The organism is Pandoraea iniqua (assembly GCF_902459685.1).
GTDB classification, from domain to species: domain Bacteria; phylum Pseudomonadota; class Gammaproteobacteria; order Burkholderiales; family Burkholderiaceae; genus Pandoraea; species Pandoraea iniqua.
On sequence record NZ_CABPSF010000005.1, the window covers coordinates 159,798 to 181,919 of the forward strand.

Annotated in this window: 17 protein-coding genes; 8 read left to right on the forward strand and 9 right to left on the reverse strand. The window is 63.9% G+C overall.

Annotated features, from left to right (window positions below):
* Positions 1 to 310 precede the first annotated feature (310 nt).
* The 4 genes from tsaB to PIN31009_RS18410 are packed head-to-tail and all read left to right on the forward strand — an operon-like array spanning position 311 to position 3,672.
* On the forward strand, positions 311 to 1,072 hold the full coding sequence (gene tsaB / locus PIN31009_RS18395; RefSeq protein ID WP_150791219.1) for a tRNA (adenosine(37)-N6)-threonylcarbamoyltransferase complex dimerization subunit type 1 TsaB: 762 nt from the start codon (positions 311 to 313) through the stop codon (positions 1,070 to 1,072).
* The gene (gene rimI, locus PIN31009_RS18400) at positions 1,072 to 1,551 is read left to right on the forward strand and encodes a ribosomal protein S18-alanine N-acetyltransferase (protein ID WP_150686503.1); all 480 of its coding nucleotides are present in this window, start codon (positions 1,072 to 1,074) and stop codon (positions 1,549 to 1,551) included. The genes tsaB and rimI overlap by 1 nt, the downstream gene beginning before the upstream one ends.
* Positions 1,538 to 2,578, forward strand: a complete 1,041-nt coding sequence (locus tag PIN31009_RS18405) for a uracil-DNA glycosylase (protein WP_150791220.1) — start codon at positions 1,538 to 1,540, stop codon at positions 2,576 to 2,578. Before rimI ends, PIN31009_RS18405 begins: the two co-directional genes overlap by 14 nt.
* The gene (locus tag PIN31009_RS18410; protein ID WP_174997276.1) at positions 2,539 to 3,672 is read left to right on the forward strand and encodes a DUF1853 family protein; all 1,134 of its coding nucleotides are present in this window, start codon (positions 2,539 to 2,541) and stop codon (positions 3,670 to 3,672) included. Before PIN31009_RS18405 ends, PIN31009_RS18410 begins: the two co-directional genes overlap by 40 nt.
* Before the next feature lie 34 nt (positions 3,673 to 3,706).
* Here PIN31009_RS18410 and thiD read toward each other — a convergent pair whose 3' ends face one another.
* On the reverse strand, positions 3,707 to 4,552 hold the full coding sequence (gene thiD, locus PIN31009_RS18415; protein WP_150791222.1) for a bifunctional hydroxymethylpyrimidine kinase/phosphomethylpyrimidine kinase: 846 nt from the start codon (positions 4,550 to 4,552) through the stop codon (positions 3,707 to 3,709).
* A 1-nt stretch (position 4,553) separates the two neighbouring features.
* A complete protein-coding gene (lplT, locus tag PIN31009_RS18420) occupies positions 4,554 to 5,846 on the reverse strand; it encodes a lysophospholipid transporter LplT (protein WP_150686507.1) in 1,293 nt (430 codons plus the stop codon).
* 481 nt (positions 5,847 to 6,327) lie between these two features.
* Here lplT and alr point away from each other — a divergent pair, with 481 nt between their 5' ends.
* Both alr and radA read left to right on the forward strand, forming a co-directional pair.
* A complete protein-coding gene (alr, locus tag PIN31009_RS18425) occupies positions 6,328 to 7,398 on the forward strand; it encodes an alanine racemase (RefSeq protein ID WP_150686508.1) in 1,071 nt (356 codons plus the stop codon).
* Positions 7,399 to 7,406: 8 nt separating this feature from the next.
* On the forward strand, positions 7,407 to 8,783 hold the full coding sequence (radA, locus tag PIN31009_RS18430) for a DNA repair protein RadA (RefSeq protein ID WP_058380337.1): 1,377 nt from the start codon (positions 7,407 to 7,409) through the stop codon (positions 8,781 to 8,783).
* Positions 8,784 to 8,926: 143 nt separating this feature from the next.
* Here radA and PIN31009_RS18435 read toward each other — a convergent pair whose 3' ends face one another.
* From PIN31009_RS18435 to dapC, 7 genes are all read right to left on the reverse strand, one after another.
* On the reverse strand, positions 8,927 to 10,849 hold the full coding sequence (locus PIN31009_RS18435; RefSeq protein ID WP_150791223.1) for an ATP-binding cassette domain-containing protein: 1,923 nt from the start codon (positions 10,847 to 10,849) through the stop codon (positions 8,927 to 8,929).
* 203 nt (positions 10,850 to 11,052) lie between these two features.
* On the reverse strand, positions 11,053 to 12,480 hold the full coding sequence (cls, locus tag PIN31009_RS18440) for a cardiolipin synthase (RefSeq protein ID WP_150686510.1): 1,428 nt from the start codon (positions 12,478 to 12,480) through the stop codon (positions 11,053 to 11,055).
* A 115-nt stretch (positions 12,481 to 12,595) separates the two neighbouring features.
* A complete protein-coding gene (gene prmB, locus PIN31009_RS18445; RefSeq protein ID WP_087721475.1) occupies positions 12,596 to 13,507 on the reverse strand; it encodes a 50S ribosomal protein L3 N(5)-glutamine methyltransferase in 912 nt (303 codons plus the stop codon).
* 7 nt (positions 13,508 to 13,514) lie between these two features.
* Positions 13,515 to 14,666 (reverse strand): succinyl-diaminopimelate desuccinylase, encoded by a 1,152-nt coding sequence (gene dapE / locus PIN31009_RS18450; protein ID WP_150791224.1) that lies wholly within the window; start codon positions 14,664 to 14,666, stop codon positions 13,515 to 13,517.
* Positions 14,667 to 14,670: 4 nt separating this feature from the next.
* Positions 14,671 to 15,018, reverse strand: coding sequence for an ArsC family reductase (locus PIN31009_RS18455; protein WP_087688801.1), 348 nt, complete (start codon positions 15,016 to 15,018; stop codon positions 14,671 to 14,673).
* A 48-nt stretch (positions 15,019 to 15,066) separates the two neighbouring features.
* Positions 15,067 to 15,894 (reverse strand): 2,3,4,5-tetrahydropyridine-2,6-dicarboxylate N-succinyltransferase, encoded by an 828-nt coding sequence (gene dapD, locus PIN31009_RS18460; RefSeq protein ID WP_039374306.1) that lies wholly within the window; start codon positions 15,892 to 15,894, stop codon positions 15,067 to 15,069.
* A gap of 25 nt (positions 15,895 to 15,919) precedes the next feature.
* Positions 15,920 to 17,134, reverse strand: coding sequence for a succinyldiaminopimelate transaminase (dapC, locus tag PIN31009_RS18465; RefSeq protein ID WP_150686513.1), 1,215 nt, complete (start codon positions 17,132 to 17,134; stop codon positions 15,920 to 15,922).
* A 313-nt stretch (positions 17,135 to 17,447) separates the two neighbouring features.
* On the opposite strand from dapC, the gene PIN31009_RS18470 reads away from it, so the two are divergent.
* Both PIN31009_RS18470 and smc read left to right on the forward strand, forming a co-directional pair.
* Positions 17,448 to 18,434: a DMT family transporter gene (locus PIN31009_RS18470; protein WP_150791225.1), complete on the forward strand. Its 987-nt coding sequence runs from the start codon at positions 17,448 to 17,450 to the stop codon at positions 18,432 to 18,434.
* 155 nt (positions 18,435 to 18,589) lie between these two features.
* Positions 18,590 to 22,105, forward strand: a complete 3,516-nt coding sequence (smc, locus tag PIN31009_RS18475; protein WP_150791226.1) for a chromosome segregation protein SMC — start codon at positions 18,590 to 18,592, stop codon at positions 22,103 to 22,105.
* The last annotated feature ends 17 nt before the right edge of the window (positions 22,106 to 22,122 follow it).

Genomic DNA, 22,122 nt, shown 5'->3' on the forward strand with positions numbered 1-22,122 from the left:
GGGGACGGTGGCGGGTCGTTCGGTTAGGAACGCCAGTACCGGCAAGAACTACTACAAAGGCTTATCACAGGATTGGGGCAAAACGCAGTTTTCGTCGCCTGATGGGGTACAACATGGTGCCCCGAAAAGCGAAGCGCGAATTATACCTGATTTTTTTGGGAAATGCACGTTGGCATTTACACGGGGTGAAAAGGCCCGCATCGGGCGTCGATCTTTCCACCTGCACGGGCGTCAGTGGATGCGCGCGATCTCTCGATTTCCTGCGTCGATCCGCTAGGTTGCTCGCGGTGTGCCCGATTACAATAGCGCCATGTCTTCGATTACGCTTCTTGCCCTCGATACGTCGACCGAATTCTGTTCGGTTGCCGTGTATCGCCATGATCCTGCCAGCGACGCACCGGCGCTCGTCGTCGAGCGTCACCTCGACACCGGTCCCGTCTCCAGTACCCATATTCTGCCGGCCGCGCGTGACGTGCTCCGCGAGGCGGGGCTCGCACTCGCCGACTGCGATGCCATTGCCTTTGGCGCCGGACCGGGGTCGTTTACCGGCCTGCGCACGGCGTGCGGCGTCGCCCAAGGGTTGGCCTTCGGCGCCGGTTTGCCGGTCGTGCCGGTCGGCACACTGCTGGCCTGCGCCGAAGCGGCCCGCGCGACGCACGTCGACACGCAGCGCGTGCTCGTGGCGCTCGATGCCCGTATGAACGAGGCCTATTGGGCCGATTACGTCTGGGACGCCACGGCTGGCGACTGGCGCGAGGCGCAAGCGCCTTCGCTCGATGCCGCTGAACTCGTGCGCGCCCCCGATGCGCCGTTTGTCGTCGCCGGGAATGCCGTCGTTGCGTTCGGCGATCGCCTGATCGCCGCCCAGCAGGCGCAGGCCGTACTGGCCGACGCGATGCCGCGTGCGCGCTATGTGGCGACGCTGGCGGCACGCGCGTTTGCCCGCGGCGAAGCGATTCCCGCGGATCAGGCCATGCCCGTCTATATCCGTAACAAGGTGGCGCAGACGACGGCCGAACGCGAAGCGATCAAGCAGGCGGCGGCACAGGCTGACGGCAAGGGGGCGTCCTGATGCGCCAGACCGGCCCGAATCACTTCTCGCCGATGACGCTGGCCGACCTTGACGAGGTCATCGCTGTCGAGGTGCGCGCCTACCCGTTTCCGTGGACGCGTCAAAACTTCGCCGATTCGCTTGATGCCGGGCATCAGGGCGTGTGCCTGCGGGCCGTGGACGGCTCGCTGCTCGGTTACTTTTTGTTGATGCCGGTGGTCGACGAGACGCACCTGCTCAACGTCTGTGTGGTGCCCGAAATGCAGGGCAACGGCTTGGGCGTGGCGCTGCTCGAAGAGATCGTGCGCACCTCGCGAGAGCAAGGCATGGGTGGCGTGCTGCTGGAAGTGCGGCCGTCCAATATGCGCGCGCTGCGCATTTACGAGCGTTTTGGCTTCGAACAGATCGGCCGGCGCAAAGGATACTATCCGGCCAGCGGGCGTCGCGAAGACGCCATCGTGATGCGCCTGTCGTGGGAGACCGATCGTGCCGTGGCCTAAAGCAATTCTGGAAGAGTTCGGCCTTTGGCCTGTGTGGATGTCGCATGAAGCGGTGGCTGCGGCTGCCGCCGATGCTGCTAATGCGGTTGCCGTGCAGGACGGCGATGTCGCGACGCTGGAAGTTGCCGCGCCGGTGGTCGGTGCCGGGCTTGCTGCTGACGATCTGCCGCCTTGGGACGTCACATCGCCCGCCACGTCGCCCGTCACACCGTCTGTCGCACCGGCAGCGCGTGCCGTCGACCCGCGTCCGGTGGCGCCGACCCCTGCGCGCAATGCCGGCAGGACGAGCGATATGCCGCCCGACGATGTCCCGATGTGGCTCGACAGCGAGGGTAATGGCGACGGCGATGCGGCAGCCGATGCGGCGCTGTGGTCGATCGTGCGCGATGGCGGTGCCGCGGAAGCGGAGAAGCGCCCGGCGTTGCCCGCCGTCGAAACACTGGATTGGGAAGCACTCACCGAGCGCGTGGCCAACTGCCAGTTGTGCGGCTTGTGCGAGAAGCGTACGCAAACCGTCTTCGGCGTGGGTGATCGTGAAGCCGACTGGCTGCTCGTCGGTGAAGCGCCGGGGCAGCAGGAAGATTTGCAGGGCGAGCCGTTCGTGGGGCAGGCGGGCAAGCTGCTCGACAACATGCTGCGGGCATCGGCGCTCAAGCGTGGCGAGAACGTCTATATCGCCAACGTGCTCAAGTGCCGCCCGCCCGGCAACCGCGACCCTGAGGCGGACGAGGTGGCAAGCTGCGAGCCGTATCTCAAGCGTCAGGTCGCGTTGCTCAAACCACGCGTGATCGTGGTGATGGGGCGCTTTGCGGCGCAGAGCATCTTGCGTACGCAGGCGAGCATTGCCAGCCTGCGTGGACGTGTTCATGAGTATGAAGGCGTGCCGGTGATCGTGACGTACCATCCGGCATATCTGTTACGCAGTCTGCCCGACAAGGCCAAAGCCTGGACGGATTGGTGCCTGGCGCGGGCCACCTACGAGGCGGTGTGCGAATCGACTCCGGCCAACAAGCCTATCGCGAACTGATTGCAACGCTGCGCGAGCCGCCGGTACGGGACCTCGCGTGGCTTCTGTTGTCCGACGATCTGCTCAGTGCCGCGCGGTTTCCCGCGGCGCTGGCGCACCTCGATGACGGGCAGGGCGCCACATCGGCATTGCACGACTGGTTGCTCGCCTGCGATGCCGACGCCGAACCGCTGCGCGAATTCATCGTGCAGCAGGGTGAAAGTAATCGTCTCGGACGCTATGCCGAGCAGTTGCTGCATTTCGCGCTGATGCACAGCCCGTCGCTTGAACTGTTGGCCGCAGGTCTGCAAGTGCGCGACGTCCGGCGCGGCAACATGACGCTGGGCGAATGCGACTTCCTGCTGGAGCGGCGCGCCGACCGCCGGTTGTTGCACTGGGAACTGGCCGTCAAACTCTATTTGTTCGTGCCCCCGGCCGGGCCGGTCGCTCAGGTGCCGCCGCTGGACGAACGTTCGCTCCAATTCCACTGGCTGGGTCCGAATCTCGCCGACAGTCTCGCCGACAAGGTGGCTCGGCTGCTCGGTCATCAATTGCGGTTGACTACCTTCGACGCCGTGCGCAGTGCATTGCCCGCTGCCGGCCCGTGGTTGCCGCAGGTCTATCTCAAAGGGTGGTTGTTCCATCCGCTCACGCAGCCTTCCGTATTGCCGCAGGTCGCCGCCGAGACGCATGGGCGCGGATGGTGGGCGACGCTTGACGAGTGGTGGGTGCACGCGCAGCAGGCGGTGTCTGCGGGTGATGTGCAGGCCGACGAGGCGTGGGCCATTCTGCCGCGCGTGCGTTGGCTGGCACCTGCGCGCGTGGCCGAACATGCGGTGTTCTCGCTCGCGGCCATGCGTGAGCGCATCGAGACGCACTGGCGCGAGCGAGGGGTTGCGGAGCCGCTGTTGATCGTGTCGCTAACGCGGGCGGCACCGGTCGCGGGTGCGGCGGCGGGGCAAAGCGATTGGATCGAGCGCGAGCGTGGTTTCATCGTGCCCGACTACTGGGCGCCGCGCGCGCGGCATCGCATCGAAGAATTGGCGGAGCGTGCCGATGCGGCGGCGCGCCGGGCGTTGGCAGCGAGTGCCGACGATGGTGCGCCGTCGCTTTAGACCGGTTAAGCCGGTGGGCTGGGCCGGGTAGGGCTTATGCCTTTGGCCAGATCGCGTGGAAGTGATGCACGGGGCCGATGCCGTGACCGATGCGCAGCTCGTCGCTGGCGGCGAGTGCACCGTTGAGATAGGCCTTCGCGTCACGCACGGTGCTCGACCAGTCGCTGCGGCGCGGGCGCAATGCGGCCAACGCAGCCGACAGCGTGCAGCCGGTGCCGTGGGTGTTGTGCGCGGCGATGCGCGGTGCGTTGAAGCGTTCCACACCCTCGGCACTGACGAGCCAGTCCGGACTCAGATCACCGCCCAGATGGCCGCCTTTCACCAGCACGTTGCGAGCGCCCAGCGCGCGCAATGCCTGCGCCTGCTGTTCCATCTCATCTTCGTTGGTGGCCGGGGCAACGCCCAGCAGTGCAGCGGCTTCGGGCAGGTTCGGCGTAATCAGGTCGGCCAGCGGCAGCAGTTCGTCGCGCAACGCGGCGACCGCATCCGGTTGCAGCAGCGCATGACCGCTCTTCGAGATCATGACCGTGTCGAGAATCACAAAGCGCGGCTGATAGCGCCGCAAACCGGCGGCCACCGCCCGCACGACTTCAGCGTTGGCCAGCATGCCGAGCTTGACGGCATCCACATCGAGGTCCTGAAACACGGCGTCCATCTGTGCCGTGACGAAGGTCGCGGGCGGCGTGTGGATGTCGGTCACGCCGCGCGTATTCTGCGCGGTCAGCGCGGTAATCACGCTCGCGCCGTAGGCACCGAGCGCCGAGAACGCCTTGAGATCAGCCTGAATGCCGGCACCGCCGCTCGAATCCGAGCCGGCGATGGTCAGCGCAATGGGAATGCCTGTGGAGGTTTGCGAAGCGGACGACGATTGCGAATTCATATCAATGCTTGACTTCGCCAATGAGCGAGAGCGAATCGAATTCGCGCTGATTGGCCTGATGGCGCCTCATGACGAGCCACATCGTGCCCGACACGAACAAGCCGAAGAGAACAATGACGATCCCGACCGGCACGTTGAACCAGATCAGCAGCGCGTACAGGCACAGCATGATCAGCACCGACAGGTTCTCATTGAAGTTCTGCACGGCGATCGAGTGGCCGGCAGACAGCAGCACGTGGCCGCGGTGTTGCAGCAGGGCATTCATCGGCACGACAAAGAAGCCGGCGAGCGCGCCCACGATGATCAGGAAGATGTACGCGATGATCAGATACAGCGGCACCTTCCAGTGCTGGCCGAACGGCAGCAGATCTTTCGAGAAGAAGGCCATGGCCATCACGGCAATGCCCATGGCGATACCGACGGGCAGGACTGAGAGCGAGCGCTTGAGCGGGATGCGCGAGGCCGCGACGATGGCACCGATGGCCACGCCCACCGCCGACACGGCTTGCAGAATCGCACCTTCCGACAGGGTCATGCCGAGGGCTTTTTCCGCCCAGCGCAGCACGATGAATTGCAGCGTCGCGCCGGCACCCCAGAAGAGCGTGGTGACCGCCAGTGAGATTTGGCCCAGCTTGTCGCGCCACAGCGTGACGAAGCAGTCGGCGAAATCGGAAACCAGCTTGATCGGGTTGCGTTCCTGACGCGCATAGCGTGCGCCGGTATCGGGAATGCGCAGGTTGAACAGGGCGGCGATCACATAGATGCCCATGATGATCACCATCGCGGCCATGGCCGGCGAACTGATGACTTCGGGCGTGCGCAACAGAATCCATTCGGAGACATGGGGGCTGATCAGCGCGCCGCCCAATACCGTGCCGAGAATGATCGAACTGACGGTGAGCCCTTCGATCCACCCATTGGCCGCGACGAGTCTTTCCGCCGGTAAGAGCTCGGTGAGAATGCCGTACTTCGCGGGCGAGTACGCCGCCGCGCCGAAGCCGACTACGCCGTACGCGATCAATGGATGCGAGCCGAACAGCATCATCATGCAGCCGACCACTTTGATCGAATTGCTGATGAACATGACGCGGCCTTTGGGCATGGAATCCGCAAAAGCGCCGACGTAGGCAGCCAGAATGACGTACGAGAGAACGAAGAAGAGTTTGAGCAGCGGAGTCATCCACTGCGGGGAATGCAGATCTTTCAGAAGTGCGATTGCTGCAATAAGCAATGCATTGTCGGCCAGCGACGAAAAAAACTGCGCGGCCATGATGGTGTAAAAGCCTTTCTTCATCGGTACTTGAGTCGATCCCGTGCGGCGTAAAACTTGCGTGTCTCGGTTGTCGGAATCCGCGGTGCCCGCGTCGGGCACCCAAACGGGATGAAACCGGGCTTAAACACAGGGGTATCTGCGCTCATCAAGCATGCATGTGTCGCTAATGGGCCGTATATTCGGCCTTGTAGCCCCCGTGTCGGGCGCCCGGTCGCCCTCGGTCTTTGACCGATATTGTTGTCGGGATAAAGATTTCGGCAAAACAAGTTGTGCGCACGGCTTTATAACACGAAAATATGCCGATGCGTTATGCCGCCGGCACCTTCGGGCATGCCTGAAATGCTGTGGTTCACCCTGTGTCATTTCCCTTCGCACAAAATTGCACCAATTCGCGCGGGGCATGTCAATGCAGTGTATTTGAACCACCGCTTCAGCCAGTCATTGAACTCATGTTCTTGAAGCCGTGTTCCGGTGGCGCCTCTCTTCTGTCCTCAATCCTGCCATGCCTCGTCCGATCAAAGTTTCGATTCATACCGCAGCGCTTGCCCACAATCTCGATGTCGCCCGTCGCCACGCCCCCAACGCCAAGGTCTGGGCCGTGGTGAAGGCGAATGCCTATGGGCACGGCATTGAAAATGCCTATCCCGGCCTGCGCGACGCCGACGGCTTCGGCCTGCTCGATCTCGACGAGGCCGTGCGGGTGCGCGAACTCGGCTGGGCCGGCCCGATCCTGTTGCTCGAAGGGTTCTTCACGCCGTCCGATCTTGCCATCGTCGACAAGTACGGTCTCACCACGACCGTGCATAGCGACGACCAGCTGCGCATGCTCGAGACCACGCGTCTGACCAAGCCGCTCAACGTGCAACTGAAGATGAATTCGGGCATGAACCGGCTGGGCTTTGCCCCCGAGCGCTATCGCGCCGCGTGGGAGCGGGCCCGTGCCATTCCCGGCGTCAGCCAGATCGTGCTGATGACGCACTTCTCGGACGCCGACGGCCCCCGTGGCATCGAGCATCAGGTGGCCGCTTTCGAGCGTGGCGCCCGCGATGTGCCGGGCGAGCGCAGTCTCGCCAACTCGGCCGCGACGCTTTTCCATCCGGAGACGCATGGCGCATGGGTGCGTCCGGGCATCATGCTGTACGGCTCGTCGCCGAAGGGGCTCGAAGTGCCGGCCGCCGACCTCGGTCTACAACCGGCCATGACGCTCGAATCGGAACTGATCGGTATTCAGGAAGTACCGGCCGGCGGTACCGTCGGTTACGGCAGCATCTTCACCGCCGAAGCGCCGATGCGCGTCGGCACGGTGGCTTGCGGTTATGCCGACGGGTATCCGCGCGTGGCCCCATCGGGCACGCCGGTGCTGGTGGATGGTGTGCGCACGCAGATCGTCGGGCGGGTGTCGATGGACATGCTGGCGGTCGATCTGACGCCGGTGCCGCAGGCGCGCGTCGGGACCTCGGTGACGCTGTGGGGCCGTGGCCTCTGTATCGATGAAGTGGCGGCCTCGGCCGGCACGCTCGGCTACGAGTTGATGTGTGCCGTGGCGCGTCGCGTGCCCGTGCACGCGCACTGAGCGAGCGCATGGCCAAAGCCAAGACTGTCTATATCTGTACCGAATGCGGTGGCCAGAGCCCCAAGTGGGCTGGCCAGTGCCCGCATTGCAACGGTTGGAATACGCTCGTCGAATCCGTGCCGGAAACGTCGACCGGCCACCGCTATCAGTCGCTCGCCAAGAGCACGCCGATCCGCAAGCTCGCGGAGATCGAAGCCTCCGATGTGCCGCGTTTCTCCAGCGGTGTGAGTGAATTCGATCGCGTGCTCGGCGGCGGTCTCGTCGCGGGCGGCGTGGTGCTGATCGGCGGCGATCCCGGCATCGGCAAGTCGACACTGCTGCTGCAATCACTGGCGCATCTGTCGCGCGAGCGTCGCGCGCTCTATGTGAGTGGTGAAGAGTCGGGCGCACAGATCGCACTGCGTGCGCAGCGTCTCGGTTTGGGCGCGGCGGGCGAGGGCGGTGGCGGCGATCTCGATCTGCTGGCCGAGATTCAGCTTGAGAAGATTCTCGGCGCTATCGAGTCCGAGAAGCCCGACGTGGTGGTGATCGACTCGATCCAGACCGTGTATTCCGAAGCGCTTAGTTCGGCGCCCGGTTCGGTGGCGCAGGTGCGTGAGTGTGCGGCGCAACTGACGCGTTGTGCCAAGCAGAGCGGCGTGACGGTAATTCTGGTCGGGCACGTGACCAAAGAAGGCAGCCTTGCGGGGCCGCGCGTGCTTGAGCACATTGTCGATACGGTGCTGTATTTCGAAGGCGACACCCATTCGTCGTATCGGCTGGTGCGGGCGTTCAAAAACCGCTTTGGTGCCGTGAACGAACTCGGTGTGTTCGCGATGACGGAAAAGGGGCTGCGCGGCGTGGCGAATCCGTCGGCGTTGTTCCTGTCGCAGCACGAGCAGATGGTAGCGGGCTCGTGCGTGCTGGTAACGCAGGAAGGCACGCGGCCGTTGCTGGTCGAAGTGCAGGCGCTGGTCGATACCGCGCAGGTGCCTAACCCGAGGCGTCTGGCGGTGGGGTTGGAGCAGAACCGTCTGGCGATGTTGCTGGCGGTGATGCACCGCCACGCAGGCATCGCGTGCTTCGATCAGGACGTGTTCCTGAATGCCGTTGGCGGCGTCAAGATTACCGAGCCGGCGGCCGACTTGGCTGTGTTGCTCGCCATTCATTCGTCGCTGCGCAACAAGCCGTTGCCGCGTGGGATCGTGGCGTTTGGCGAAGTGGGGCTGGCCGGCGAGATTCGCCCGAGTCCGCGCGGGCAGGATCGTCTGAAGGAAGCGGCCAAACTCGGCTTCTCGATTGCGATCATTCCGAAGGCGAACGCGCCGAAGCAGCCGATCGACGGACTGGAAGTCCACGCCGTCGACCGTTTGGAGCAAGCGATTTCGGTGGTGGCGGGATTGTGATGCGGTGATGCACAGCGAGTCGGCGATGGTGTGAGTTTTCCCGTCGTGCAGACATCGATGCCAAGCATAAAAAAGGCCCGGTCAGTGTTCGCTGACCGGGCCTTTGTCTTTTCGTCTTTTTGCCTGTTCGTTACGGCGAATACTCAGACGATCTGTTCCATCGCTTCCTGCGCTTCGAGCCATTCGGCTTCGATATCCGAGAGCTTCGCCGTGACTTCGGCTTGCTGCTTGAGGCTGTCGGTCAGCAGCGCTTTCTTCCCGTCTTCGTACGTACTGCTATCGGCGAGAATGGCGTCGAGCCGAGCCTTCTCGTCGGAGAGCTTGGCCATCGACTGTTCGAGCTTTTCGATCTTGCGCTGCAACGGCTTGCGCAGTTGCGACAGGCGCTGACGCTCTTGCGCTTCGGCGCGCTTCTGGTCCTTGCGGTTCACGCCGTTGTCATCGGTGTCGGCGCTGTCGCGCGCGGCGGCCCGTTGATCGGCGGCGTGTTGCAGCAGCCAGTCGCGGTAGTCGTCCAGATCGCCATCGAACGGCTTGACCTCGCCACCAGCCACGAGCAGAAACTGATCGGTCGTCGCGCGCAACAGATGCCGGTCGTGCGAGACGAGAATCAGCGTGCCGTCGAACTGTGCCAGCGCCATCGTGAGGGCATGACGCGTTTCGAGATCCAAGTGGTTCGTCGGTTCGTCGAGCAGCAGCAGGTTCGGCTTTTGCCAGATGATGAGGGCGAGCGCGAGGCGCGCCTTCTCGCCACCGGAGAACGGTGCGATGGACGACGTTGCCATCTCTCCCCGGAAGTTGAAGCCACCGAGAAAGTCGCGCAGTTCCTGTTCGCGGGTGTCGGGCGCAAGGCGTTGCAAATGCTGAATCGGCGAATCGTCGTGACGCAGCGTTTCGACCTGATGCTGCGCGAAGTAACCGATCTGCAACCCCTTGCCGGTCTTCACATTGCCGGAGAGGGCGTCGAGCGTGCCCGCCAGCGTCTTGATCAGCGTCGACTTGCCCTGACCGTTTGCGCCGAGCAAGCCGATGCGCTGTTCGTTCTGCACCGACATCGTCACGTGCGGCAGGATTACCTTCTCGCTGCCGTCTTCCAAGTGATAGCCGCAGCGAACGCCTTCGAGCACCAGCATCGGGTTCGGCGCGCTGTCGGCCGAACGGAATTCGAACGTGAACGGCGACGCCACGTGTGCGGGCGCGATGCGCTCCATCTTCTCGAGCGCCTTCATCCGGCTTTGGGCCTGACGGGCTTTCGTCGCCTTAGCCTTGAATCGCGTGATGAACGATTCGAGGTGAGCAATCGTTTTCTGCTGCTTGTCGAAGGCGTTCTGTTGCAGGGACAGTTGCTGCCCGCGCGTGATTTCGAACTGGCTGTAGTTGCCGCCGTAGCGCTTGATCTGCTGATTCTCGATGTGCAGCGTGACGTTACAGACTTCGTCGAGGAATTCGCGATCGTGCGAGATGACGACGAGCGTGCCGGGGTAACGTTTGAGCCAGTCTTCGAGCCAGACGATGGCGTCGAGGTCCAAGTGGTTCGTCGGTTCGTCGAGCAGCAGCAGTTCTGACGGGCACATCAGCGCCTGTGCGAGATTCAGGCGCATGCGCCAGCCGCCGGAGAAGCTCGCGACGGGCATGGCCGTCTGCGCGAGCGTGAAGCCCAGACCCAGCAGCAGCGCCTCGCCGCGTGCCGGAGCGGTGTAGCCGTCGGCGTCGGCAAAGGCCGTGTGGGCTTCGCCTTGGGCGTGGCCGTCGTGGGCGGCTTCGGCTTGTGCAATACGGGCTTCGATGTCGCGCAGGCGCGTGTCGCCGTCGAGCACGTAATCGAGCGCGGTGCGGTCGACGGCGGGCGTTTCCTGCATCACATGGGCAATGCGCCATGCGCCGGGAATGAAGACGTCGCCGCCGTCGGCATGCAACTGGCCGCGCAGCAGGGCGAACAAGGTCGACTTACCTGCACCGTTGGCCCCGACGAGGCCGACGCGCTCGCCCGGATTGAGCGTGACGGAAATGTCTTCAAAAAGCTGCTTGGTGCCGCGCGCGAGGGAGAGGTGTTCGAATCGGATCACAGCGAAAGGGGAGGCGAAATCGGGTAAGCGTCGAAAGCGTGACGGGCGTGGCGGACGTGGTGCACGACGCCGCATCAGGTGCGACAAAGTCGCTATTTTACCGGGTGTGGAGGGCATGCGGCATTTGTTGCCGGATTTGTTGACGGGTTACGCGCCCGGATGGCCCGCCAGCGCGTTGCGCTGACTACGCTGACTACTCTGACTCAGAGAATCGGCGCAAACAACCGTGCCACACGCATGACGATTTGCCGCCAGCGCGGAATCTGCCGGAATTCGTCCTTGTCGAGCAGTGTCGCCTGATCGAAGTCGTGCGTGAGCATGTAGGCGACATCGTCGGCAAAGCCGCGATCCACCGTCAGCAGCATGAGTTCGAAGTTCAGGCGGAATGAGCGGTTGTCGAGGTTGGCGCTACCCACGGCGGCAGCGCTGTCGTCGATCAGCACCACCTTCTGGTGCAGGAACCCGTGGTGATAGCGGTACACCTTAATGCCGCTGCGGACCGCTTCGAATGCGTACGATGTCGTCGCCTCGAACACCACCCGGTGATCCGCCCGGTCCGGGACCAGAATGCGCACATCCACGCCTCGCAGCACCGCCAGACGCAGCGCTGAAAACACCGCCTCGTCGGGCACGAAGTAGGGCGTGGTCAGCCACACGCGGTGCTGCGCGGCGTTAATCAGTGTCACGAAGAACAGCGACGACGTTTCCAGCCGGTCGGCCGGTCCGCTCGGCACCACCTGACAGTGCATGTCCTCGCCCGACGCCACCGGATGCCGGTTGAGCACCGGCACGTTGCCGGTGCTCCAGTGCCAGTCTTCGGCAAACGCCCGTTGAATGCCCACCACCGCCGGCCCGCGCACCGAAATATGCGTATCGCGCCACGGCGCCAGTGGCGGCTTCTCGCCGAGGTATTCCACGCCGACGTTATGGCCGCCGATAAACGCCTCGTTGCCGTCGATCACGACGATCTTGCGGTGATTGCGGAAGTTGAGCTGGAAGCGGTTGACGACGATGCCGCGTTTAGCCGCGGCGAACTCGTGCACTTCGACGCCACCCTTGCGCAGCTTTTCGCAGTAGCTGCGGGGCAGGTCGTGGCTGCCGATGCGGTCGTACAGGAAATACACCTTCACGCCGGTCGCGGCGCGCGCGAGCAAGCGCGCGGCAAGGGCACGGCCGAGTGCGTCGTCTTTCACGATGAAGAACTGCACGATCACGTAATCGCGCGCGCGGTCGATGGCGGCGAAGATTGCGTCGAACGTGGCGCGGCCGTTCACCAGCAAGCGCACACGGTTGCCGGCGACGAACGACATGCCGGTGATCGACGTCAGTGCGCTGTATTCCGGATGGGCTTCGACGGCGACCGGCGGCTCGTCGCTACGCTCGGTCTCGCCCATGCGCGATTGCAGGACTTCGTTACGCGCACGGCGTGCCTCGACATAGCCGACGAACTTGGAGCGGCCGAGAAACAGATAGGGGATGAGCGTGAGGTACGGCATCGTCACGAGCGAGACCGCCCATGCCACCGCACCTTGCGAGGTACGCACCGTCAGCACGGCATGTATGGCTGCCACCACGCCGAGCACATGAAGACAGGCGACGGCAAAGCCGACATCGAGCCAGTTGAGCGTCATGACCGACTGCCTTCCTCCATGCCAAGAGTCGCGCGGACCCGGGACCCCGAGTGTACCCGGGACGCGTGAACTTAGGGAGTAAGCGGCGTTGGCGGAATGCGCCGCGTGCGTGCGATCAGGGCAGGTCGGCGGCCTGCACGAGGAACACCATGTCGTCGCCTGCGCTCGTCGCGAGCCAAGTCATCGGCAGGTCGGGGAAGGCGGCTTCCACGAAATTCCGTTCGTTGCCGATTTCCACCACCAGCACGCCGTTGTCGGTCAGATGCTCGCGTGCACCCGCGATGATGCGGCGAACGACATCCATGCCGTCGTCGCCACCGGCCAGCGCGAGACGCGGCTCGTGAAGATATTCGGCGGGCAGCACCTGCATCGTCCCTTCGTTGACGTAGGGCGGATTGGTGAGGATGACGTCATAACGCTTGCCCTTGGGCAGCGGCGCGTAGAGATCGCCCAGATGCAGCGAAACGCGATCCTCGAGCGCGTAATCGGCCACGTTGATCTTCGCCACGTCGAGGGCGTCGGGCGAAATATCGACGGCGTCGATCTGCGCTACCGGGAACGTCTCGGCGGCCAGAATCGCGAGGCAGCCGGAGCCGGTGCACAGTTCGAGCACGTCGTTCACCAACTCGGCATGATCGACCCACGGTTGCAGCGCATCTTCGAGCAGTTCGCCGACGAACGAGCGCGGAACGATCACGCGCTCATCGACATAGAAGCGGTGACCATGCATCCACGCTTCGTTCGTGATGTACGACGCCGGCACGCGCTCACCGGCGCGACGGTTGATGACCGACAGCACGCGCTCGATTTCCTCGGGCAGCAGACGCGCGTCGAGGAAGGGATCGAGCGTGTCGATCGGCAGGTGCAACGTGTGCAGCAGCAGATACGCGGCTTCGTCGTAAGCCGTGGCGGTGCCGTGACCGAAGGCCAGTTCGGCCTCGGTAAAGCGTGAGACGGCGTAACGCAGCAAGTCGCGCAGCGTCTTGAACGGATGCGATGCGGGGTGTGAAGCTTGTTGGGGGCTCATGGCGAATTCAGGCAATCAGACGGGTCAGCACACCACGATAGATATTCTTGAGCGGCTCGATATCGGCCACGGCAATGTGTTCATCGATCTTGTGAATGCTGGCGTTGCACGGCCCGAACTCGATCACCTGCGGGCACATGCGCGCAATGAACCGGCCATCGGACGTGCCGCCCGTGGTCGAGAGTTCGGTGTCGAGCCCCGTTTCCTCGTGAATTGCGCCCGCCAGCGCGTCAGACAGATCACCGCGCGGCGTAAGGAACGGCTGGCCGCTGATCGACCAGTCGATGGTGTACGTGAGGCCATGACGATCGAGCAACTCGTGCACGCGCTTTTGCAGCCCGTCGGACGTGCTCGCCGTCGAAAAACGGAAGTTGAACATCACCATCAGTTCGCCCGGGATCACGTTGGTGGCGCCGGTGCCTGCGTGGATGTTCGAAATCTGCCACGTCGTGGGCGGGAAATACTCGTTGCCGTTGTCCCACACCGTCTCGGTCAACTCGGCCAGCGCCGGCGCAAACAGATGCGTCGGGTTCTTGGCGAGATGCGGATAGGCAATGTGCCCCTGCACACCCTTGACGATGAGCTTGCCGGACATCGAGCCTCGACGGCCGTTCTTGACCATGTCGCCGAGCTTTTGGCTGGACGTCGGCTCGCCGACCACGCAGTAGTCCATGCGCTCGCCACGGGCTTGCAAGGCTTCAACAACCTTGACGGTGCCGTCGGTCGCCGGGCCTTCCTCGTCGCTCGTCAGCAAAAAGCCGATGGCGTTGGCGTGATCCGGGTGCCGGGCGACAAACTCTTCCGAGGCCACGACGAACGCTGCGAGCGACGTCTTCATGTCGGCCGCACCGCGCCCATAGAGCATGCCGTCGCGATGCGTCGGCGCAAACGGGTCCGAATGCCATTGCTCGACCGGGCCGGTCGGCACCACGTCGGTATGGCCGGCGAACACGAGCAGCTTGCCGTCGGTGCCGCGCGTGCCGCGCTTGACGGCCCACAGGTTCGTCACACCGTTCGATGCGATGGTCTCGCACGCGAAGCCGATCGCTTCAAGGCGGCGCGACAGAATGCTCTGACAGTCGCGGTCTTCGGGCGTCACCGAGTGACGGGCGATCAGTTGCTCGGTAAGCGCCAGCGTGGCGCCTTGGGAGGATGTCATGAAATCAGAATCGTGAAGCGTAACTGTCGGGCGTGAAGCCCACTGAAACCTTGCCGTCGGCCACCAGCACGGGACGCTTGATGAGCGACGGGTTTTCGATCATCAGCACGCGGGCCGCCGGTACTTCGGCGGCCGCGGCCTGTTGCTCCGGCGTGAGCTTGCGCCACGTTGTGCCCTTGCGGTTGAGCAACGTGGTGAGCGGCACCTGAGCGAGCCAGGTGTCCAGCAGTGCGTCGGACACGCCCGCCTTTTTGAAGTCGTGAAAGTCGTACGCCACGCTATGCTCGTCGAGCCACGTGCGCGCCTTCTTCACGGTATCGCAGTTGGGAATGCCGTACAGCACTGCCGTCATCGCCTGAAACTCCTGAGTTCGATGTCGCCTTAGCGGCGACGGGGGGGATTACTCGCCGCGCAGCAGATCGTTGATCGCGGTCTTGGCGCGCGTTTGCGCGTCGACCTTCTTCACGATCACGGCGCAGTACAGGCTGTACTTGCCATCCTTCGACGGCAGGTTGCCCGGCACGACGACCGAGCCGGCCGGCACGCGGCCGTAATGCACTTCGCCGGTTTCGCGGTCATAGATCTTGGTCGACTGACCCAGATACACGCCCATCGAAATCACCGAGTTCTCTTCCACGATCACGCCTTCGACCACTTCCGAGCGCGCGCCGATGAAGCAGTTGTCTTCGATGATGACCGGGTTGGCTTGCAGCGGCTCGAGCACGCCGCCAATGCCGACGCCGCCCGAGAGGTGGACGTTCTTGCCGATCTGGGCGCACGAACCGACGGTGGCCCACGTGTCGACCATCGTGCCTTCATCGACGTACGCGCCGATGTTGGTGTACGACGGCATCAGCACCACGTTCTTGCCGATGAACGAACCACGGCGGGCGACCGCCGGCGGCACCACGCGGAAGCCGCCACGGGCGAAGTCTTCCGCCGTGTAGTTGGCGAACTTGCTCGGCACCTTGTCGTAGAACTGGCTGAAACCGCCCGCCGGCATCACGGCGTTGTCTTCCAGACGGAACGACAGCAGCACGGCCTTCTTGATCCACTGGTTCACGATCCACTGGCCGTCTTGCTTCTGGGCCACGCGCAGGGCGCCCTTATCAAGCTCGGCGATGACGTGAGCAACCGCCTCACGCACGTCGGCGGGTGCCGACTTGGCCGAGATCTCGGCACGGTTTTCCCAAGCTTGGTCGATGATGGTTTGCAGTTGTTGCGACATGGCGAGAATGTGAAGCTAAAAGAGATTAACGGGATTGGTTCAGCGACTGGCAGAACTGCACGATGCGTTGCGCGCCTTCGGTGCATTCGTCCACATCGGCCACGAGGGCGATGCGCACGTAGTTCTCAGCCGGGTTGGTGCCGTGCGCCGCGCGGCCCAGATACGACCCGGGCAGTACGGCGACATTGTATTGCGCCAGCAACTGGCGCGTGAATTCCGTGTCCGACAGGCCGGTCTTTTCGTCGACCTTGGCCCACAGATAGAAGCCGGCGTCGGGCAGGCGCACGTCGAGCACTTCGGCGAGCATCGGCGTGACGGTCTGGAATTTCTTCAGGTACTTGCTGCGGTTCAGGCGCACGTGCGCTTCGTCGTTCCACGCGGCAATGCTCGCGGCCTGCACGGCCGGGCTCATGGCGCAGCCGTGGTAGGTGCGGTACAGCAGGAATTTCTTGAGAATGGCCGCATCGCCCGCCACGAACCCCGAGCGCATGCCCGGCACGTTCGAGCGCTTCGACAGGCTCGAGAACACCACCAGACGCTCGAAACCGCGACCCAGTTGATGGGCTGCCGCCAGACCGCCCAACGGCGCGCGTTCTTCGTCGAAATAGATCTCGGAATAGCACTCGTCGGAGGCGATCACGAAACCGTACTCGTCCGAGAGTTCGAACAGACGCTTCCAGTCGGCCAGATTGAGCACCGCGCCGGTGGGGTTGCCCGGCGAGCACAGGTACACCAGTTGCACGTCGCGCCACACGTCCGCCGGCACGGCGTCGTAGTCGGGGGCGAAGTTGCGGGCCGGGTCGCTGTCGGCGTAATAGGGCGTGGCGCCGGCGAGCAGCGTCGCACCCTCATAGATTTGATAGAACGGGTTCGGGCACAGCACGCGCGCGCCGGGCTTGCTCCCGTCGACCACGGCCTGCGCGAACGAGAACAGCGCTTCGCGCGAGCCGGTGACCGGCAGCACTTCGGTGGCCGGGTTCACGTTGGGCAGCGCGTAGCGGCGCTCCAGCCAAGCGGCGATGGAGGCACGCAGCGGCTCGCCGCCGGCCGTCGCCGGGTAGTTCGAGAGACCGCCCAGCCCTTCGATCAGGGCTTCCTTGATGAACTGCGGCGTGGGGTGCTTGGGCTCCCCGATACCGAAGCTGATGGCCTTGTACGCGGCAGCGGGCGTGACATCGGCCACGAGCGCTTTCAGGCGTTCAAAGGGATAGGGCTGGAGCTTGTCGAGTAATGGGTTCACGAGAATTCAAACAGACTCAGGGCTAGGGCTCGCGAGGCGCTATGGCGTTATCGCGAGGATACGGCGCTTCCGGTGCAGGATTCGTGCCGGGATACCGGATGTTGACATGGGGCGCCCGGTGTTGGGTAGCGCGCCGTGTATAAGCCACATCACACGAAGGGGTTCCCGGACGCGCCCAAGAATGGCAAGATCGGTAAAGCGAAAATTATACCGTCACGGCGCGCACAAAGCGCGAACCGCTGCGTAATTCAGCACACTCCGAGGCGCCAGTGGGGCAAGTCTGCGGAGTATCTCAGGTTTTTCAGGAGCAAGTATGACCGTAGCCGGCAACGGCGCGCCAGGCCCGGACTCCCTGTCCGGCGCCACGCTGCGTGCCCGGGCGGCCCCCGCCTTGGCCATTCTCATCGGATCCTCCGTGTGGGGTCTCGCCTGGTTCCCTTACCGTGTTCTCGCCCAGTGGGGCGTCGCCGCCGTGCCGGCACAAGCCTGCACGGCGACCATCGCCTTGATGCTGCTCTCGCTGGTCTATCGACGCTCGCTGGGCACGCTGCGCTGGTCGTGGCTGCTGGCGGGCGTGGCCTTCGCGGGCGGCATTACCAATGTCGCCTTCGTCTGGGGCACCACGCACGGCCATGTCATGCGCGTGCTGCTGCTTTTCTATCTGACCCCCGTATGGACGGCACTGTTCGCGAACTGGCTGCTTGGCGAGCGCGTCGGGCTGCGCGGGGCGGGATTGATCGCGCTGGCGCTCGGCGGGGCGGGGCTCATGCTCTGGTCGCCGGCATTGGGCTGGCCGGTGCCGAATAACCCCGGCGAGTGGGCCGGGATGATCGCCGGGGCCGCTTTTGCCCTGAATAATGTGCTGCTGCGCCGGGTGAGCCTCGAATTGCCCGACGTCAAGCCGGAAATGCGCAGTTGGACCCTGTATCTGGGCTGTCTGGTCGGTGGCCTGCTGGTGCTGCCGTTCGACGGCGGGCTGCAATCGGGCGGGGCTGCGCTCTCTGCGCTGACGTCGAGCCCGGCAACGGCGGTGGTGGCGGTTGCCTTGGGTTGCACCATCGCCTTTTCGAACGTGATCGTGCAGTTCGGGCTGGCACGGGTGCCGGCCAATCAGGCAGCGCTCATCATGCTGTTCGAAATCGTGGTCGCCGCGATCTCGTCGTGGTGGCTGGCCAGCGAAGGGCTCGGCACCCGCGAAATCGCCGGTGGATTGTGCATCGTGGCGGCCGGTATCCTGTCCGGAATTTTGCCCGAAACCAAGCGTTGTAAATCCACGACGGCGGGGGATGCGATGGTATGATGCGTACCCATGTAATACCGGTGTGACCGGTGTTGTTGCCGATGTCACATTAGTATGAGCGGCCCGCGCACGCCAGCGTACGCGAGGCCCGACAGGACCAGCTAAGCGCGTCTGCGTCTTTCCCATCATTCAATGACCGATAAAGCGAACCTGCCGTGCGTCTGACTTCCCTCAAACTCGCTGGCTTCAAATCCTTCGTCGACCCGACGAACTTCGCGGTTCCCGGCCAGTTGGTCGGGATTGTCGGCCCGAACGGGTGCGGCAAATCCAACATCATCGATGCCGTGCGCTGGGTGCTCGGCGAATCGCGCGCTTCCGAGCTGCGCGGCGAATCGATGCAGGACGTGATCTTCAACGGATCGACCGCCCGCAAACAGGCGAGCCGCGCCAGCGTCGAACTCGTGTTCGACAACAGCGCCGGGCGCGCCGCGGGGCAGTGGAGCCAGTACGCGGAAATCGCCGTCAAGCGCGTGCTCACGCGCGATGGCACCTCCAGCTACTACATCAACAACCTGCCGGCACGCCGCCGCGACATTCAGGACATCTTCCTCGGTACCGGCCTCGGGCCGCGCGCCTACGCCATCATCGGGCAGGGGATGATCTCGCGCATCATCGAGGCCAAGCCCGAAGAGCTGCGCGTGTTCCTCGAAGAAGCCGCCGGGGTGTCGAAGTACAAGGAACGCCGCCGCGAGACCGAAAACCGCTTGCAGGACACCCGCGAGAATCTGACGCGCGTGGAAGACATCCTGCGCGAACTCGGTGCGAATCTCGAAAAGCTCGAATCGCAGGCGGTCGTTGCCAATCGTTTCAAAGACTTGCATCGCGACGGCGAAGAGAAGCAGCAACTGCTGTGGCTTCTGCGCAAGAACGAAGCGCAGGGCGAGCAAGAGCGCCAGCAGCGCGCCATCGAATCGGCGCAGGTCGATCTCGAAGCGCAGATGGCCCGCCTGCGCGGGTCGGAATCCGATCTCGAAACGCTGCGCGCCGCGCACTACACCGCCACCGATGCCGTACAAGCCGCGCAAGGCGCGATGTACGAAGCCAACTCGGAGGTGAGCCGGCTCGAGGCCGAGATTCGCTATGTCGTCGAGTCGCGCAACCGCGTGCAGGCGCAACTGGCGGCACTGACCTCGCAGCGCGAACAGTGGCAGGCCCGTTCGTCGCAGTCGGAAGAAGCGCTCGCGCTGGCTGAAGAAGAACTCATCATTGCCGAAGAGCGCGCCGCGACGGCGCAGGATCAGGCGGCGGATCAGAACGATGCGCTCCCGGCGCTCGAAACCGGTTGGCGCGATGCGCAGAGCCTGCTCAACGAGCAGCGCAGCGAAATCGCGCAGGTCGAACAGAGCCTGAAGCTGGAAGCGGCCCATCAGCGCAACGCCGATCAGGCTTTGCAGCAGTTGCAGCAGCGTCAGGAGCGTTTGCAGGGTGAAGCACGCGGGCTCGACAAGCCCGACGAAGCCGAGCTCGAGATGCAGCGCGGCGATCTGGCCGAACATCAGGCGATGCTCGAAGACGCGCAGGCCGAACTGGCCGAAGCGCAGGAGCGCCTGCCGCGTCTCGAAGCCGAGCGCAGCGAAGCGCAGGCGCGTGTGCAGTCCGAGGCCGCGACCATCGCTCAGTTGGAAGCGCGCCTCGCCGCACTCAAGCAACTGCAAGAAAGCGTGCAGACCGAAGGCAAGGTGCAGCCGTGGCTCGACAAGCACGAGCTGGCGCAACTGCCGCGTCTGTGGAAGAAATTGCACATCGAGCCGGGCTGGGAAAGCGCGCTCGAATCGGTGCTGCGCGAGCGGCTGGCCGCGCTTGAGATCAGCAATCTCGACTGGGTCAAGGCGTTTGCAAGCGATGCCCCGCCGGCCAAGCTGGCGTTCTATTCGCCGCCGCCGGCTGCGCGTCCGCTGGACGCTCCGGCGTCGCTGCGCCCGCTGCTTTCGCTGCTCCGTATCGACGATCCGGGCCTGCGTGCGGTGTTGCAGGAATGGCTCGGCCAGACCTTCGTGGCGGACGATCTCGCACAGGCGATGACCCTGCGGGCGCAGTTGCCCGAAGGCGCATCGTTCGTCGTCAAGGCCGGCCATCAGGTCACTCGCGTGGGCGTTCAGCTCTACGCGGCCGACTCGGAGCAGGCGGGTTTGCTCGCCCGTCAGCAGGAAATCGAGAATCTCGGCAAGCAACTGCGTGCGCAGGTGCTGCTCTCCGACGAAGCCAAGTCGGCAGCGGTGCGTACGGAAGCCGCCTACAGTCAGGCGGCGCAGGCGCTGACGGATGTGCGCGGCCGTGCCGAGCGCGCGACGCAGCGTGTGCACGCTTTGCAACTCGACGTACTCAAGCTCACGCAAGCCTACGAGCGCTTCAACGCGCGCAGCACGCAGATCGATGAAGAGCTGCGTGAAATTGCCGCGCAGATTGAAGAGCAACGAGCACTGCGCGCCGAGTCGGAAGCCAATTTCGAACAGAACGACGGACGTCTGGCCGAATTGCAGGCGACCTTCGAAGACGGTCAACTCGAATTCGAATCGCTCGACAGCAAGCTCTCCGACGCCCGCAATCGCGCTCGCGAGCTGGAGCGTCTGGCACAGGAAGCCGCGTTCGGTCAGAAGGGCATCGTCAGCAAGATCGACGAGCATCGCCGCAACATTCAGACCTCGCTTGAACAGGCCGACCGTCTGGTCGTTTCGATCGAACAAGCGCAGGCCGAACTGGCGCAGATCACCGAGCAGACCGCCGAGAACGGCCTTCAGGACGCGCTGGAACTGCGCGCCGAGAAGGAAGAGATTCTGGGCGCCGCCCGTATCGAACTCGACGCGCTCACGCACAAGCTGCGCCAGAGCGACGAAGAGCGGCTGGCCGCCGAACGTGGCTTGCAGCCGCTGCGCGATCGCATCACCGAATTGCAGTTGAAGGAGCAGGCCGCGCGCCTGAACCGCGAGCAGTTCGTGGAGCAGCTCACGAATGCCGAGGTCGACGAAGAGGCGCTCTCGGCCAAGCTCACGCCGGACATGAAGGCGTCGTACCTGCAAGGCGAAGTCACGCGCATCAACAACGCGATCAACTCGCTGGGCCCGGTCAACATGGCCGCGCTGGAAGAACTGGAGACGGCGCGCGAGCGCAAGGTCTTCCTCGATGCGCAGTCGGCCGACCTGAACGACGCCATCGAAACGCTCGAAGGCGCGATCCGCAAGATCGACGAAGAAACGCGCGTGCTGCTGCAAGGCACGTTCGACGAAGTGAACAAGCATTTCGGCGAGCTGTTCCCGATGCTGTTCGGTGGCGGTCAGGCCAAACTCATCATGACCGGCGACGAAATTCTCGACGCCGGCGTGCAGGTGATGGCGCAACCGCCCGGTAAGAAGAACTCTACGATTCACTTGCTGTCTGGTGGAGAGAAGGCGCTCACGGCCATCGCGCTCGTGTTCGGCATGTTCCAACTCAACCCGGCACCTTTCTGTTTGCTCGATGAGGTGGACGCGCCGCTGGACGACGCCAACACCGAGCGTTACGCCAAGATGGTTGCGCGCATGTCGGACCGCACGCAGTTCGTCTTTATTTCACACAACAAGATCGCGATGGAAATGGCCAATCAGCTCATCGGCGTCACCATGCAGGAACAAGGGGTGTCGCGGATTGTGGCGGTGGACATGGAGTCCGCGATCAATCTGGCCGAAATTGCCTGACCCCATGCCCACGATGG